This window comes from Enterococcus sp. E4-223 (assembly GCF_035727065.1).
Taxonomy (GTDB): domain Bacteria; phylum Bacillota; class Bacilli; order Lactobacillales; family Enterococcaceae; genus Enterococcus_B; species Enterococcus_B faecium.
In genome coordinates this window covers 224,212-238,911 of sequence record NZ_JAPMLH010000001.1, presented here as the reverse complement: position 1 = coordinate 238,911, position 14,700 = coordinate 224,212, and the positions used below count along the sequence as shown (strand labels likewise).

At 38.5% G+C, this 14,700-nt stretch carries 16 protein-coding genes; 12 read left to right on the top strand and 4 right to left on the bottom strand.

The annotated features are described in order from the left end of the window. Nucleotides 1-99: 99 nt before the first annotated feature. The 8 genes from OS139_RS01225 (at nt 100) to cbpB (ending at nt 6,479) form a co-directional block, all read left to right on the top strand. Complete coding sequence (locus tag OS139_RS01225) at nt 100-837, top strand: amino acid ABC transporter ATP-binding protein (RefSeq protein ID WP_002288042.1); 738 nt, start codon at nt 100-102, stop codon at nt 835-837. Between the two features lie 13 nt (nt 838-850). Next, nucleotides 851-1,666, top strand: a complete 816-nt coding sequence (locus OS139_RS01220) for a transporter substrate-binding domain-containing protein (RefSeq protein ID WP_002288041.1) — start codon at nt 851-853, stop codon at nt 1,664-1,666. 12 nt (nt 1,667-1,678) lie between these two features. Continuing rightward, a complete protein-coding gene (locus tag OS139_RS01215; protein ID WP_002288038.1) occupies nt 1,679-2,326 on the top strand; it encodes an amino acid ABC transporter permease in 648 nt (215 codons plus the stop codon). Between the two features lie 15 nt (nt 2,327-2,341). Beyond that, entirely contained in the window at nt 2,342-2,998 is a 657-nt protein-coding gene (locus OS139_RS01210) for an amino acid ABC transporter permease (protein WP_002296876.1), read from the top strand. A gap of 163 nt (nt 2,999-3,161) precedes the next feature. After that, a complete protein-coding gene (racE, locus tag OS139_RS01205; RefSeq protein ID WP_033655702.1) occupies nt 3,162-3,983 on the top strand; it encodes a glutamate racemase in 822 nt (273 codons plus the stop codon). 2 nt (nt 3,984-3,985) lie between these two features. Then, nucleotides 3,986-5,341, top strand: coding sequence for a ribonuclease PH (gene rph / locus OS139_RS01200; RefSeq protein WP_002319030.1), 1,356 nt, complete (start codon nt 3,986-3,988; stop codon nt 5,339-5,341). Then, nucleotides 5,342-5,860, top strand: a complete 519-nt coding sequence (locus OS139_RS01195; protein WP_002331805.1) for a metallophosphoesterase — start codon at nt 5,342-5,344, stop codon at nt 5,858-5,860. It begins immediately after the preceding gene. Nucleotides 5,861-5,966: 106 nt separating this feature from the next. Then, nucleotides 5,967-6,479, top strand: coding sequence for a cyclic-di-AMP-binding protein CbpB (gene cbpB / locus OS139_RS01190; protein ID WP_325066769.1), 513 nt, complete (start codon nt 5,967-5,969; stop codon nt 6,477-6,479). 208 nt (nt 6,480-6,687) lie between these two features. Here cbpB and OS139_RS01185 read toward each other — a convergent pair whose 3' ends face one another. After that, nucleotides 6,688-7,608 (bottom strand): mechanosensitive ion channel family protein, encoded by a 921-nt coding sequence (locus OS139_RS01185; protein ID WP_002295791.1) that lies wholly within the window; start codon nt 7,606-7,608, stop codon nt 6,688-6,690. A 125-nt stretch (nt 7,609-7,733) separates the two neighbouring features. Here OS139_RS01185 and OS139_RS01180 point away from each other — a divergent pair, with 125 nt between their 5' ends. Further along, a complete protein-coding gene (locus OS139_RS01180) occupies nt 7,734-8,786 on the top strand; it encodes a branched-chain amino acid aminotransferase (protein WP_002321517.1) in 1,053 nt (350 codons plus the stop codon). Nucleotides 8,787-8,895: 109 nt separating this feature from the next. On the opposite strand, the gene fabI is transcribed toward OS139_RS01180, so the two are convergent. After that, nucleotides 8,896-9,651 (bottom strand): enoyl-ACP reductase FabI, encoded by a 756-nt coding sequence (gene fabI / locus OS139_RS01175; RefSeq protein ID WP_002295795.1) that lies wholly within the window; start codon nt 9,649-9,651, stop codon nt 8,896-8,898. Between the two features lie 219 nt (nt 9,652-9,870). On the opposite strand from fabI, the gene fabZ reads away from it, so the two are divergent. After that, nucleotides 9,871-10,311 carry a 3-hydroxyacyl-ACP dehydratase FabZ gene (gene fabZ / locus OS139_RS01170; RefSeq protein WP_002331803.1) on the top strand — a complete coding sequence of 147 codons (441 nt, stop codon included), beginning with the start codon at nt 9,871-9,873 and terminating at the stop codon, nt 10,309-10,311. 114 nt (nt 10,312-10,425) lie between these two features. Here the strand turns inward: fabZ and OS139_RS01165 are convergent, their stop codons facing one another. Further along, entirely contained in the window at nt 10,426-11,187 is a 762-nt protein-coding gene (locus OS139_RS01165) for a peptidylprolyl isomerase (RefSeq protein ID WP_002295798.1), read from the bottom strand. 188 nt (nt 11,188-11,375) lie between these two features. On the opposite strand from OS139_RS01165, the gene OS139_RS01160 reads away from it, so the two are divergent. Together OS139_RS01160 and OS139_RS01155 are read left to right on the top strand one after the other, a co-directional pair. Then, entirely contained in the window at nt 11,376-12,470 is a 1,095-nt protein-coding gene (locus OS139_RS01160; RefSeq protein ID WP_002295800.1) for a DUF871 domain-containing protein, read from the top strand. 162 nt (nt 12,471-12,632) lie between these two features. Beyond that, the gene (locus tag OS139_RS01155; protein WP_002289735.1) at nt 12,633-13,568 is read left to right on the top strand and encodes an alpha/beta hydrolase; all 936 of its coding nucleotides are present in this window, start codon (nt 12,633-12,635) and stop codon (nt 13,566-13,568) included. An 84-nt stretch (nt 13,569-13,652) separates the two neighbouring features. On the opposite strand, the gene gap is transcribed toward OS139_RS01155, so the two are convergent. Continuing rightward, nucleotides 13,653-14,663, bottom strand: a complete 1,011-nt coding sequence (gap, locus tag OS139_RS01150) for a type I glyceraldehyde-3-phosphate dehydrogenase (RefSeq protein ID WP_002289734.1) — start codon at nt 14,661-14,663, stop codon at nt 13,653-13,655. Nucleotides 14,664-14,700: the final 37 nt, after the last annotated feature.

The window sequence follows — 14,700 nt, the reverse complement described above, 5'->3', positions numbered from 1 at the left end:
TCTAAGAAACTTTACAAATTACTAAACTATCAGATATAATGTATTTTATTATACATCTTTAAAAGAAATCTTACTAAATAATAATGGGAGTGTAATTCTATGGCAATGATTAAATTTGATCACGTGGATAAATATTATGGCAAGTTCCACGCATTAAAAAATATCAATCTCGAATTCGAGAAAGGAGAAGTTGTCGTTGTCATTGGTCCTTCTGGTTCAGGAAAGAGCACGATGCTTCGCTGTATCAATGGATTAGAGACGATTTCTTCAGGCAAGCTACTAATTAATGATACTGACTTGCATGATAAAAAGACAAAGTTGACAGAAGTCCGAAAGAATATCGGCATGGTTTTCCAGCATTTCAATTTGTATCCTAATAAAACCGTTCTGGAAAATATTACATTAGCACCAATCAAAGTGTTAAAGCAAGACCAGGCAACTGCAGTCAAAAACGCTGAGAAATTTCTGAAAACTGTCAATATGTTAGATAAGAAAGATTCTTATCCTTCCATGTTATCCGGGGGACAACAGCAACGGGTGGCAATCGCCAGAGGTTTAGCGATGAATCCTGAGATGCTGCTGTTTGATGAACCTACTTCTGCTTTGGATCCGGAAATGATTGGTGATGTATTAGACGTTATGAAAAAATTGGCTCATGACGGTATGTCAATGATTGTCGTGACACATGAAATGGGCTTTGCCAAAGAAGTGGCGGATCGTGTTATCTTCATGGCTGATGGAGAAGTATTGGAAGACAGCAGAAATGTGAGAGACTTTTTCGAAAATCCAAATGAAGTCCGAGCACAGCAATTTATCAGTAAAGTTATCAATCATTGATAGGAGGAAAAAGATGCGCAGGTTAAAAAAAATACGCCTGATTTTCCTTTTAGGCATTGCTTTTCTTGCACTAGCCGGATGTAAAGGAAATGGGTTGGCAAATGAAGATATTTTAGAGCGAAGCAAATCTACCAATGAAATCATCTGGGGTGTCAAGTATGATACTCGATTATTTGGAATGATGGATATTGAGAGCAGAACTGTACAAGGATTTGATGTAGATATTGCAAAAGCAATCACTAAAAAGATCCTTGGTGACAATGGAAAAACAGAATTTGTTGAAGTCACTTCTAAAACTCGGATTCCATTATTGAAAAACGGAAATATCGATGCAATTATTGCAACGATGACGATCACAGATGAACGAAAAAAACAGGTCGACTTTTCAGATGTCTATTTCGATGCTGGCCAAGCTTTGTTGGTAAAGAAAGGAAGCCAAATCAAAAGTGTAGATGATTTGAATGCTTCTACAACGGTTCTAGCAGTCAAGGGTTCTACATCGGCTGCGAATATCCGACAGCATGCACCAGATGCAAAAATTTTAGAATTAGAAAACTATGCAGAAGCATTTACTGCTTTACAATCTGGTCAGGGAGACGCGATGACTACGGATAATGCGATTTTGTTAGGGATTGCAGATGAAAATCCAGAGTATGAGTTAGTTGGTGGAACGTTTACTAATGAGCCTTACGGGATTGCGATCAACAAAGGGCAAGAAAACTTCTTGAAAGCTGTTAACCAAGCGCTAGAGGAAATGCATGCAGATGGCACATATGATAAAATCTATCAAAAATGGTTTCCAAATGAAACTGAAGGAAAAGTAGAGTAAGGGGGAGAGGCAATGAGCGAATTGATACAGACTTATGGACCAATCTTTGTCGACGGGTTCAAGATCACATTGTTTTCGAGTGTCTTAGCACTTGTGTTTAGTTTGATTATCGGAACGTTAATGGCAATCTTCCAATTATCAAAGAATAAAGTAGTGAGCGCCTTAGCAAAGGCATATGTAGAATTTTTTAGAAACATTCCATTATTAATCATCGTGATGTTTTTTTATGTTGTCGTACCGATTTATTGGTTTAATCTAGATGGATTCCAAGCAGGTACGATTGGATTAACGATCTATACATCTGCTTTTATTGCTGAAACAGTACGTTCAGGGATTCAAACCGTACCAAAAGGTCAAACAGAAGCAGGACTATCTTCTGGTTTTACCTATTCAGAAATCATGCGTTATATTGTTTTACCGCAAGCATTCAAAATCGTTATTCCGCCATTAGGCAACCAATTTATCAACCTCGTAAAAAATTCATCTATTTTAGCAATCGTAGCTGGTTTAGATTTGATGTATCAAGGAGACTTGATCGCCAGTGAAACATTCAATACCTTCGATACGTATATCATCGTTGGGTTATTTTACTTAGTTATCACGCTACCGTTATCTTACTTAATGGTTTATCTTGAGAAAAAATGGGCGGTTCGTTCATAGAAGGAGGGGAAATACATGGATTTTAGCGGCGCTTTTTCATGGATGAATATCCGTTTTTTATTGGAAGGATTAAAGGTTACTGTTGAAGTTTCATTGTTTTCGATCATTTTTAGTTTCTTGATCGGTGGTCTGACAGGTGTGATTCGTTTTGCGAATATCCCTTTCTTTTCCAAAATCCTTGGTGTAGTGATTGATATTATACGGAATCTTCCATTATTATTGATCATTTTCTTCACTTACTTTGCCTTACCTCAAATCGGCATTCAGATGAACATCTTCTGGTCCGCTGTCGCAGCATTAACGATTTTTGAGTCAGCTATGTTGTCGGAAATTTTCCGAGCTGGACTCAATGCTGTTCCAAAAGGACAGATGGAAGCAGGATTATCAACGGGACTGACTTATGTAGAATCGATGCGAACGATCGTGTTACCGCAAGCATTTAAATCAATGATCCCGGCAATTGTGAGCCAATTGATTTCACTGATCAAAGATACTTCATTAGCAGTAATCATTTCTTTACCTGAACTTTCTCATCAGGCACGTATTATTTATGGACAGAACACCAATTATGTGCTTCCGATGTTCATCATCATGACACTTATGTACTTCGTGGTATGTTACGCGCTTTCTCTGCTTTCCGGTTACTTGGAAAAGAGACGGTACAGTTATTAATAGATGATTCTTTTAGCGGTTGTGGCAAACTAAAGTCACAACCGGCTTTTTTTCTTTAAAATTAGAAAAGCAGAGGTTTTGATTATTTTAAAAAAGGGAGAGCACTTGAAAAATCACGCTAAAAAGTACACAATAGGGAGGATAGAATTTATTGAAAAAAAGGATGATACGATTGACAGATAATCGCCCTATCGGATTTATTGATTCAGGTGTCGGCGGCTTGACTGTAGTAAAAGAAGCCCTGAAACAATTACCGAATGAAAATATTTTATTTGTAGGAGACACAGCACGCTGCCCATATGGCCCTAGACCCGCGGAACAGGTAATCCAGTATACTTGGGAAATGACGGATTATCTAGTGGATCAAGGAATCAAGATGCTGGTGATCGCCTGCAATACCGCAACTGCGGTGGCTTTAGAAGAAATCAAAGCTGCTCTTTCTATTCCAGTCATCGGTGTGATCCTTCCCGGTACAAGAGCGGCAGTAAAAAAAACACAAAATAAACAAGTTGGCATTATCGGTACGATTGGTACGGTAAAAAGTCAAGCTTATGAAAAAGCACTGAAAGAGAAAGTGCCAGAATTGACTGTGACAAGTCTTGCTTGTCCAAAATTTGTCTCAGTTGTCGAAAGTAATGAATACCATTCATCGGTGGCGAAAAAAATTGTGGCAGAAACATTAGCTCCTTTAACCACTAAAAAAATCGATACATTGATTTTGGGATGCACCCATTATCCATTATTACGCCCCATCATTCAAAATGTAGTGGGAGAAAATGTTCAACTGATCGATTCTGGAGCAGAAACAGTAGGTGAAGTATCTATGCTGTTAGATTATTTCAATCTGAGCAATTCACCGCAAAATGGTCGGACATTATGCCAGTTTTATACAACTGGCTCTGCCAAACTTTTCGAGGAAATAGCTGAAGACTGGCTTGGAATCGGACACCTAAATGTAGATCATATTGAATTGGGGGGGAAATAAGGATGCGTCATGACGGGAGAAAAGCCCAAGAGCTTCGCAAACTGGAGCTTCAAACAAATGTTTTCAAATATCCAGAAGGATCGGTTGTGATCCGTTTTGGTGATACAACAGTTATTTGTTCTGCAACAATAGAAGATTCTGTACCTCCCTTTTTGAGAGAAACAGGAACAGGATGGGTGACAGCAGAATATAGTATGCTGCCTCGAGCAACGAGTACGAGAAATCGTAGAGAAAGCAGCAAAGGGAAACTTTCTGGTAGAACAATGGAAATCCAGCGTCTTATTGGTCGTTCCTTGCGTGCAGTAGTAGACTTGGAAAAATTAGGAGAACGTAGTATCATCGTAGACTGCGATGTGATCCAAGCGGATGGCGGTACTAGAACAGCAAGTATCACTGGGGCATTCGTGGCATTGAAATTAGCCATTGAAAAACTTTTAAGAGAAAAAGAATTGTCAGAAGATCCAATCAAAGAACATCTTGCTGCAGTTAGCGTAGGAATCTTACCAGATGGGACTTGCGTCACAGATTTGGATTACCAAGAGGATTCCGCAGCACTTGTGGACATGAATCTTGTAATGACAGAATCTGGAAAATTCGTGGAGATTCAAGGAACTGGAGAAGAAGCAACGTTTGATGGTGAACAGTTGAATGAAATGCTCTTTTTTGGAAAAAACGCGATTGAAGATTTGATCAAAGAGCAAAAACATGCTTTGCTAACAGAGTTTGCTCAAAATGATGAGCGGATAGAAGAAACAAAAACAATCATCATTGCGACAAGAAATCCAGGAAAAGCAGAAGAGTTTCGAAATATGTTCAAAGAAGCGGGATATCATGTAAAAACATTACTTGACTATCCTGAATTGCCAGATGTGGAAGAAACTGGCAGCACATTTGAAGAAAATGCCCGATTAAAAGCAGAAACGATTGCACAATTGCTTGATCAGCCAGTCTTAGCAGATGATTCAGGTTTGAAAGTCGATGCTTTAGGCGGTATGCCAGGAATCTATTCTGCACGTTTTGCAGGGGAACAAAAAAGTGATGCGGGGAATAACGCCAAATTATTATATGAATTGACAGATGTGCCGGATGAAAAAAGAACAGCACAATTCCATTGTACATTAGTATTCGCGGCACCCAAAAAAGACAGCCTTGTAGTAGAAGCGGAATGGCCCGGTCGAGTAGCCCGTATACCATCTGGCGAAAATGGCTTTGGGTATGATCCTTTATTTATCCCAGAAGGTAAGAAACAAACAGCAGCAGAATTATCGAGCGAAGAAAAAAACAAGATCAGTCATCGGGCTCAAGCAATGAAAAAATTGAGTGCCGAGTGGAAACAATGGCTGGAAGGAGAGAGATAGATGCGGTATTTAGTAGTAAGTGATAATCATGGAGACAGAGATATCCTCGTTGACTTAGTAGATCGTTATCGTTCTGAAGTGGATATCTTTTTCCATTGTGGTGATTCGGAATTAGAAGCTTCTGACCCATTATGGGATACATTCCAAGTGGTTCAAGGTAATTGTGATTATGGACCAGGATTCGAACAGAAAAAAGTGATCCAAACTGGTCAGGATACAGTATTCATGACTCACGGTCATTTATCGAATGTCCGATTTGGTTTGACACAGTTAGCAATCGAAGCTCGAGCTGCAACTGCCGATATGGTGTTTTTTGGTCATACCCATCAAATAGGCTGTGAGATGGATCAGAAAATCCTGTTTTTGAATCCTGGTAGCATTTCTCATCCTAGAGGCCCGATCCAAATCCCATCATATGCTCTTATCGAAAGTTTAGATGACCAAATTTCTGTTCAATACTATAACCGTGCCCATCAGGCAGTTGAAGAGTTGGCCTTTTCTTTTTCGAGAGAGCGCTGAATAAAAAAACTCTAATTTTTAATAAAAATAAGCTTTATTTTATGAATTTTGCATCCGGTTTCGGTAAAATAGTAGTGTTGAATGAAATAGAAATGGAGGCCATCAGATGATTGGACCTATAGTAAGAGAAATGCTGCTGGAAAATCAGGAAACGTTTTTGATTCCTGCAGAAAATGTGGCAAATGTTATGTATCATCATCCATTATCCCATGGTTTACTTGTGTTATCGAAGGTCGGTTATTCCAAAATTCCTGTATTAGGAAAAGATGATCACTTTGTAGGACTAGTAAGTTTATCAGATGTGGTCAATAAAATGATTGACTTGCAAACAATCAGCATGGACCCGTTAGAAGGACTAACGGTTGCTGATGTGACAGAAACAGATGTTCCGACAATTGATGAAAATTGGGAACTAGAAGAAGTACTCCATTTGTTAGTCGATTCGCCTTTTTTACCGGTTGTCACAGAAGATCGGATTTTCAAAGGAATCATTACAAGAAAAGAGCTGCTTAAAGCCGTAAACTTCATGGTGCATGAATTAGAACGTCGTAATATATTGTCTCCGAAAATCGAAGAATTAAAAGAACAAATCGATGTACCAGTTTTGACTTTATCTTGAAAAAGAGGCTGGGACAAAAGCGTTTAACTCCAAGAAATAAGAAGGAATTCACTAAAATTGCTTTTCAAATTTTTGTGAATTTCAGCTTATTTCCGAAGGAGTTGCTTCTGCTTCCGCCGTTTATACGTGTTTAGAGCGTGGGACAAAAGTGTTCTTTACTTTTGTCCCACGCTCTTTTTAGTGAGATTCGTTGCATCGTTTGTCCAAATTATTTTCCGACAGCAATTGGACTGTTCGGAATCGTGAAACCAGAAGCTGTCAATTCTTTGACATAGGAGCTCAAGAACTCTTCTTTTAAGGCATATTGTTTTCCGTTCAATGCGTAGCAGACCGTACGAATCGCAAAATTGCTGTTTCCAAGATCCACTAATCCAAAGATAGAAGGTTCAGTTTGGAGCTCTTCTTGGTATTTTTCAGCTAATGTACGATTTACTCGATCAATGATCTCATAGATTTTGTCATATCCTTCTTCAGGAACAATCCGGATATCTAAAAGTACTTGCATATTTGCACGAGAGAGATTGCTGATCGTGGTGATGTTTCGATTCGGGATGAAATGGACAGTACCATCCGTTGCTTTCAGCTGAAGGGTACGGATACCAACAGATACGACGGTTCCTTCAATCGTTAAGTTTGCTAGCTTGATGTAGTCCCCAACATCCATCTGTTGTTCCATGATAATAAAAAATCCGGTAATAACATCACTCATGAACCCTTGGGCACCAAGACCGATTGCCACACCTGCAATTCCGGCACCAGCCAAAAGTGATCCGATCGGCACACCGATAGCAGATAAAATTGCATAGATAAAAAAGAAACCAAGGGTATAATGAAAAATAGTATTTAAAAGACTATGTAAAGTCTTTAAGCGGCTCTCGTTTAGAATGGCTTTTTTAGAATACTGATTAAAAGACTTATCAATCAGATATTTTCCCACACGGTGAAGAATCCAAAAAAGGACGATCAAAAAAATCAGATATAAACTTTTTTGGATAAAGGCAGCCAAAATGGCGTCCCAATCAATCCCGTCCCAAAACCGCTGAAACGCATTTACTTTGCTGACAGCTTGATCTGTCAATGTCTCGCCAGAAGAGTCTGTCGTACCGGCAGTTGCTAATAATGAAAACATAAAATCCTCTTTTCTAAAATTTGATTCTTTCTGTATTGTACCAAGAAGTTTTCAAAAAAGGAAATAGCAAAAATAACTATAATGAAGGAAAAAAGCTGAAAATAAAATGACAAATAATATGGATAATGATAAAATGTGGAGAAAATAACGAAGGTGGTAAGTATATGCAAATCGATTGGAACAATCTAGGTTTTTCTTATATCAAAACTCCTTGGCGTTTTATTGCCAAATGGAAAGACGGACAATGGGAAGAAGGAGAATTGACAGAAGATAATTACCTGACGATTCATGAAGGCTCTCCAGCGCTTCATTATGGTCAGCAATGTTTTGAAGGTCTAAAAGCTTATCGTCGAAAAGACGGCAAGGTCAATCTCTTTCGACCTGAACAAAATAGTCGACGGATGAATCAAAGTGCTAGACGATTGCTGATGCCAATGGTCCCTGAAAAGATGTTCGTTGATGCTGTCAAGCAAGTGGTAAAAGCAAATGAAGATTTTGTGCCGCCCTATGGAACAGGCGCTACATTATACTTGCGCCCTTTACTGATTGGGGTCGGTGAAAACATTGGTGTCCATCCAGCTCCAGAATATTTATTTGTCGTCTTCTGTACGCCAGTAGGAGCGTATTTCAAAGGTGGACTAAAACCAACGAATTTTATTGTATCTGATTACGATCGTGCTGCTCCTAAGGGGACTGGTGCAGCAAAAGTCGGCGGAAATTACGCAGCGAGTTTACTTCCAGGAACAGAAGCAAAAGAACTGGATTACTCAGATTGTGTTTATCTTGATCCAGCCACACATACGAAAATCGAAGAAGTAGGTGCAGCAAATTTCTTTGGAATTACAAAAGACGGAAAATTCATCACTCCGCAATCGCCCTCTATCTTACCAAGTATCACGAAATATTCCTTGTTGCAGTTAGCTGAAGAACGACTAGGACTGCAAGCAATTGAAGGAGATATTTTCATTGATGATCTAGATCAATTTGCAGAAGCTGGTGCATGTGGTACAGCGGCTGTTATTTCTCCAATCGGTGGGATTTATCACAATAACAATCTTCATGTATTTTATAGTGAAACGGAAGTAGGACCAGTAACAAAACGGTTGTATGATGAATTGACAGGTATTCAATTTGGAGACATAGAAGCACCAGAAGGCTGGATTGAAGTCGTGGAATAATTTCAAAGTAATGAGTTGAAAAAAACGTAAAAAGAAAAAATCAGGAAGAAACTTTAAAAAGTTTTTTCCTGATTTTTATATGTTTTACTTTAAAGAATGCAACAAAAGTTTATGAAAGATGGACACCTTTGTCAACGTAGATAATATCACCGATGATTCCGCTGGAAAGTGGGCTGATTAAGAAAGCACAAGCATTACCGACTTCTTCGATCGTCACACCTTGCTGATCAGGCGTACGAGATTCAGATAACTGGATCAGTTTTTGATAGTCTTTAACACCTGTGACAGCTAATGTTTTGATTGCCCCAGCTGAGATTCCATTGACCCGAATTCCTTTAGGCGAGAACTCAGCTGCCAAATAACGGATAGCAGCTTCAAGAGAAGCTTTCGCAATACCCATCATGTTATAATTCGGGATTGCGCGTTCTGAACCTAGATAAGTCATGCTAACGATCCCGCTGTTTGGTGCAAGAAACGGTTGTGCGTATTTTGATACAGCAATTAAAGAGTAGCTGCTGATATCTTGAGCTAATTGATAGCCGTCTCTGGAAATATCAGACACATTTCCGGACAATTCTTCTTTGTTGGCGTAAGCAACTGCATGGACAAGGCCGTGGATCTCCCCAGCATATTCACCGATGGCATTCATTGCTTTTTCGATGCTTTCGTCGCTAGAAACATCACATTCTACAGTGAATGCTTCTTCGCCGACCAATTTGACTAATGATTTTTTCATTCGTTCATTTTGGTAAGTATAGATAATTTCTGCCCCTTGTTTCAACATTGCTTCAGCACAACCCCAAGCAATGCTTTTTTTGTTAGCGACGCCCATAATGACGATTTTTTTTCCTTCTAGAAATGACATAATGACTCTCCTTTGTTTCTGATAAAAATTTGATAGTCGTAAAAAAATAGAGAATAATAGCTAAAATAACTTCTTGATTTCTTAATTATTAGTCAAAATGTTTTGATTGTCAAACTATTTTTTCTTAAATTAAAAAAAGATTGCTAAATATTTAGGAATATGATACTTTGATAGTCAAAGTAATGAAAATGGCAATTGCCTGAAAGAAGGAGTTTAATTATGTCTTACGTATTATCTGCTACTGAAGTAATGGAATTGATTCCTAATCGTTATCCTATTTGTTATATTGATTATGTAGATACTTTAGAACCAGGAAAAAAGATCGTTGCGACAAAAAATGTAACAATCAATGAAGATTTTTTCCAAGGTCACTTTTCTGACAATCCAGTGATGCCGGGTGCGTTGATTCTAGAAACACTGGCACAAGCAGGTTCGATACTTATCCTAAAATCAGAAGAGTTTCTAGGAAAAAGAGCTTATATCGGTGGGATCAATAAGGCCAAATTCCGTCAAAAAGTTGTTCCAGGAGATGTGCTGAAATGTCATTTTGAAATCACCAAAATGAAGGGATCAGTCGGTACAGCGTTATCTGCAGCATATGTAGATGATAAAAAAGTCTGTGAGTGCGAGTTCACGTTCATCGTCAACCAAAATGCTTGACTATAAAACCTGATATAGCAAAACAAAAGGAAGCTTACTTGCTTTTTATGTAAAAAGAAGACGCCTGAATCTTAGCATACGTTGTCATCTATGCAGGATTCAGACGTTATTTTTTTATTTTTGTTTTGCTTCTTGCAGTATATTGATTTTATCGATTTTTACTTCTTCTTTTGGTTTGTCTGAACTATCTGTTTCGATATTTGCAATAGCATCCACGACATCCATTCCTTCAATCACTTGGCCGAAGACAGTATAATGGCCATCTAGTGAAGGATAACCGCCGTTTTTATAAGCGTCGATGATTGCTTGAGGATAGTCGTCTTTTAAAAGACCATCATGCATATCATCTGTATTTTGAACGATAAAGAACTGGCTGCCGTTACTGTTAGGATCTTGTGAGCGAGCCATAGATAACGCACCTCTTATATTATAAAGGTGGTTGTTGATCTCTGTTTCAAATCCTTCTCCCCAAATGCTTTCCCCTCCAGTGCCATCGCCTTTAGGATCGCCACCTTGGATCATGAAATCTTTGATGACGCGATGGAAAGTCAGTCCGTTGTAGTAACCGTCTTTTGCATGTGTCATAAAGTTTTCAACCGCTTTTGGTGCATATTCGGGAAATAATTTGATTTTGATTGTGCCTTTATTCGTCACCATTTCGACCAGATCTTCATTTTCGGCGACATCTTTCGTCAATTGTGGTAATTCCAATGCGTTCAAATCGACGCTACTGGCAGTCGTGCTTTCCGCAGTAGATGTACTTTTTGAACTTTCTGTAGACGAACTAGAAGAAGTCGTGTTGTTTGCAGAACAACCAGCAGCAAACAGCAATGCTGCTGCTAAACTAATACTTAAAATAACTTTATTTTTCTTCATAACTGTTCCTTTCCAATTTACTATTTTGTTATCTTTAATGATAACAAAATAGAGGGAAAATACCTACTTAAATTATTGGAATTTATCATTTATTTTAAAAGAAAAAGAAAAGGTGTAGACCATTTACTTTGTGTTTGCTATAATGTAAGTGGATACAAAAACGAAAAGATGCAGGAGGAAATGGTAATATGGGAAAATTAGGAATCTCGATTTATCCAGAACGGTCAACATTTGAAAAGGACAAAGCGTACTTGGATTTAGCTCATAAGTATGGGTATAAACGGGTTTTTACCAGTTTGCTGCAGATCAATGATGATAAAGAAAAAGTTCTTTCAGAATTTAAAGAAGTAGTTGATTACGCGAATAGCCTAGGCATGGAAGTAATGGTTGATATCAATCCAGCGTTATTTGAACAGTTGGAGATTTCTTACGATGACTTATCTTTTTTCCATAAGATGGGTGCTTACGGGGTCCGCTTAGATATCGGATTCACAGGAGCAGAAGAAGCAAAAATGACGCGCAATCCTTTTGGTATCAAAATCGAGATCAATATGAGTTCGGGCACGAATTACGTTGACAACATCATGAGTTATTCGCCAAACACGGATAATTTATTAGGTTCTCATAATTTTTATCCTCATCGATACTCTGGTTTAGGATACGAACACTTTGTTTTTTGTTCAGAAAAATTCAGAAAATATAATTTGAATACGATGGCATTCGTCAATTCGCAATCTGCTGAGTTTGGCCCTTGGCCTACGCAAGATGGCTTGTGCACGCTGGAAGACCACCGAGATCTTGAAATTGCGACACAAGTGAAGCATTTAATCCTTACGGGATTGATTGATGATATTTCTATTGGAAATGCGTACGCAAGTGAAGAAGAATTGAAAGAAATGGCAGAAGCATTTAACGCGGATTATCCAACATTGAAAGTAGATACGGAAGAAGGTATTACAGAAAACGAACGAATCTGCTTGTTTGATAACCTTCATAGTTATCGAGGGGATCGCTCAGAATATATCCTTCGTTCAACGATGACTCGTGTATACTACAAAGATAAAGATTTCCCGCCTCATAATACGCGAGATATGCATCATGGGGATGTACTGATTGACAATGAAGGGTACGGTCAATACAAAGGAGAAACACAAATCGCCTTGAAGGATATGAAAAACGACGGACGTGTCAATGTTGTAGGAAGAATCTCCGATGACGAATTATTCCTCCTTGACTTTTTGAAACCATGGTCAAGCTTTAAATTAATTGAAAATAAAAAATAGATAATTAGTTATTGCAGAAATAATCCGCTAGAAATAGCCAGTTATTTCTGCTTTTTTATTTTGTTTTTTTATAGGTTATAAAAATGAACATTGCATAGTAGAGATTCTTTGATTATACTAATTCAAGGTTATATGAAAAAAGAGAAATGAGATGGATGATTTATGAAACTTTGGATGAAAATCCTTTTAGGCGTCGCTTTAGCTCTGATTGTTGCGTTAGTGTTTGCAGGGAATTATTTTTATAATTATGCTGTTGTGCCTTCTGAGAAAGACTTTTTAGACGAAGATACACCTGGTACAACACAGACATCCAAAGAAACGGATGCACATAAATGGTTTAGTTCAAAAGAAAACCGAAGCGATTGGACCATCACTTCAAAAGACGGTCTGAAATTATCAGCGATTTATCTTCCTGCTGAAACGAAAAGTGAAAAAACAGCTCTTGTGGCTCATGGCTATATGGGAAACGCTGAAACGATGACCAATTACGCAAAGATGTTTCATGATATGGGTTACAATGTCCTTGTTCCTGATGCAAGAGGACATGGAAAAAGCGAAGGGGATTACATTGGATTTGGATGGCCAGAGCGTAAAGACTATGTACAGTGGATAAACAAAGTGCTAGAAAACAATGGAAAATCGCAAGAAATCGTTCTATACGGTGTCAGCATGGGAGCAGCAACAGTTATGATGACTAGCGGAGAAAAACTACCAGATAATGTGAAAGCAATCATTGAAGATTGCGGTTATTCTTCCGTCCATGATGAGCTTGCCTATCAGCTAGACGATATGTTTAGTCTTCCAGCATTTCCGCTTATGCAAGTAACAAGTCTAGTGACAAAAGTCCGTGCTGGCTACTTTTTCGGTGAAGCAAATGCAGTGGAACAATTGAAGAAAAACCAGCGCCCAATGCTCTTTATACATGGAGACGAAGATACATTTGTACCATTTGAAATGTTAGATAAGGTCTATCGTGCAACGAAGGGACCAAAAGAAAAGTATGTTGTAAAAGGAGCCGAGCATGCGGAAGCATACAAGACAGATCCTGAAAAATATCAGCAAGTAGTCCAACAATTTTTAAGCCAATATGTTCATTGAACGAGTTTAAAAGTAGGGGATGAAAAGAAAGAAGCCTTTGACTGGATCCAGTCAAAGGCTTCTTTTATCGATTGATCTATCAAATTACAAGTTAGCGAATTTTTCTAGTAAGCGAATCATTTGGCAAGTAAATCCATACTCATTGTCATACCATGCAACAGTTTTAACAAGTTGGAAATCACCAGCAGTTGTTACTTCTGTTTGCGTTGGGTCAAAGATCGAACCTTGAGTTGTTCCAATGACATCGCTAGAAACGATTTGACGGTCATCATACCCGAATGAAGGATTGTCAACTGTGTGTTTTTTGATTGCTTCGTTTACTTGATCAGCAGTTACTTTTGTTTTCAATACTGAAACCAATTCAGTTAATGAACCATCAACGACTGGAACACGTTGTGCGTGTCCTTGTAATTTTCCTTGTAGCTCAGGGATAACTAAGCCGATTGCTTTCGCAGCACCAGTAGAATGTGGGATAGTATTGTCAGCAGCTGAACGAGCAGCACGCAAATTACCGCCTTTTACAGGTCCATCTAAGAGCATTTGTGTGGAAGTGTAGGCATGAACTGTTGTCATTGTACCAACTTCGATCCCAAATTCATTATTTAAGAAATAAGCCATAGGTGCTAAACAGTTTGTTGTACATGAACCTGCTGAGATGATTTTGTCGTTTTCATCTAATGTATCATCATTGACGTTATAGACGATGGTTTTCATAGCACCAGCTGGGGCAGAAATAACTACTCGTTTGACACCAGCATCTAAATGCGCTTTTGCTTTTTCTTCAGATGTATAAAAACCAGTACATTCTAGTACGATATCTACACCGTTTTCTTTTGCCCAAGGGATTTTGCTTGCGTCGGGTTCTGCATAAACACGAGTTGCTTCGCCATCCACTACGATTGAGTCTTCTGTTGCAGTAACTGTGCCAGGATAAGTACCATGAGTAGAGTCAAATTGCAATAATTGTGCTAACATAGTTGGACTTGTTAAGTCGTTGATTGCTACTACTTCAATATCATCTGAGACTTCTTTGATGCGGCGGAAAGCCAGACGGCCAATACGCCCAAATCCGTTAATACCTACTTTTACTGTCATATCAAAAGTTCCTCCTTTATTAGGTGTGCTGTGAAAC

What these genes read in the sequence shown, in the direction of transcription:
- cbpB (WP_325066769.1), top strand. Translation starts at nt 5,967, where the DNA reads ATGATTGGACCTATAGTAAGAGAAATGCTGCTGGAAAATCAGGAAACG.
- OS139_RS01185 (WP_002295791.1), bottom strand. Translation starts at nt 7,608, where the DNA reads ATGTTTTCATTATTAGCAACTGCCGGTACGACAGACTCTTCTGGCGAG.
- OS139_RS01165 (WP_002295798.1), bottom strand. Translation starts at nt 11,187, where the DNA reads ATGAAGAAAAATAAAGTTATTTTAAGTATTAGTTTAGCAGCAGCATTG.
- rph (WP_002319030.1), top strand. Translation starts at nt 3,986, where the DNA reads ATGCGTCATGACGGGAGAAAAGCCCAAGAGCTTCGCAAACTGGAGCTT.
- OS139_RS01180 (WP_002321517.1), top strand. Translation starts at nt 7,734, where the DNA reads ATGATAAAATGTGGAGAAAATAACGAAGGTGGTAAGTATATGCAAATC.
- fabI (WP_002295795.1), bottom strand. Translation starts at nt 9,651, where the DNA reads ATGTCATTTCTAGAAGGAAAAAAAATCGTCATTATGGGCGTCGCTAAC.
- OS139_RS01225 (WP_002288042.1), top strand. Translation starts at nt 100, where the DNA reads ATGGCAATGATTAAATTTGATCACGTGGATAAATATTATGGCAAGTTC.
- OS139_RS01160 (WP_002295800.1), top strand. Translation starts at nt 11,376, where the DNA reads ATGGGAAAATTAGGAATCTCGATTTATCCAGAACGGTCAACATTTGAA.
- OS139_RS01195 (WP_002331805.1), top strand. Translation starts at nt 5,342, where the DNA reads ATGCGGTATTTAGTAGTAAGTGATAATCATGGAGACAGAGATATCCTC.
- gap (WP_002289734.1), bottom strand. Translation starts at nt 14,663, where the DNA reads ATGACAGTAAAAGTAGGTATTAACGGATTTGGGCGTATTGGCCGTCTG.
- OS139_RS01215 (WP_002288038.1), top strand. Translation starts at nt 1,679, where the DNA reads ATGAGCGAATTGATACAGACTTATGGACCAATCTTTGTCGACGGGTTC.
- racE (WP_033655702.1), top strand. Translation starts at nt 3,162, where the DNA reads ATGATACGATTGACAGATAATCGCCCTATCGGATTTATTGATTCAGGT.
- OS139_RS01155 (WP_002289735.1), top strand. Translation starts at nt 12,633, where the DNA reads ATGAAACTTTGGATGAAAATCCTTTTAGGCGTCGCTTTAGCTCTGATT.
- OS139_RS01220 (WP_002288041.1), top strand. Translation starts at nt 851, where the DNA reads ATGCGCAGGTTAAAAAAAATACGCCTGATTTTCCTTTTAGGCATTGCT.
- fabZ (WP_002331803.1), top strand. Translation starts at nt 9,871, where the DNA reads ATGTCTTACGTATTATCTGCTACTGAAGTAATGGAATTGATTCCTAAT.
- OS139_RS01210 (WP_002296876.1), top strand. Translation starts at nt 2,342, where the DNA reads ATGGATTTTAGCGGCGCTTTTTCATGGATGAATATCCGTTTTTTATTG.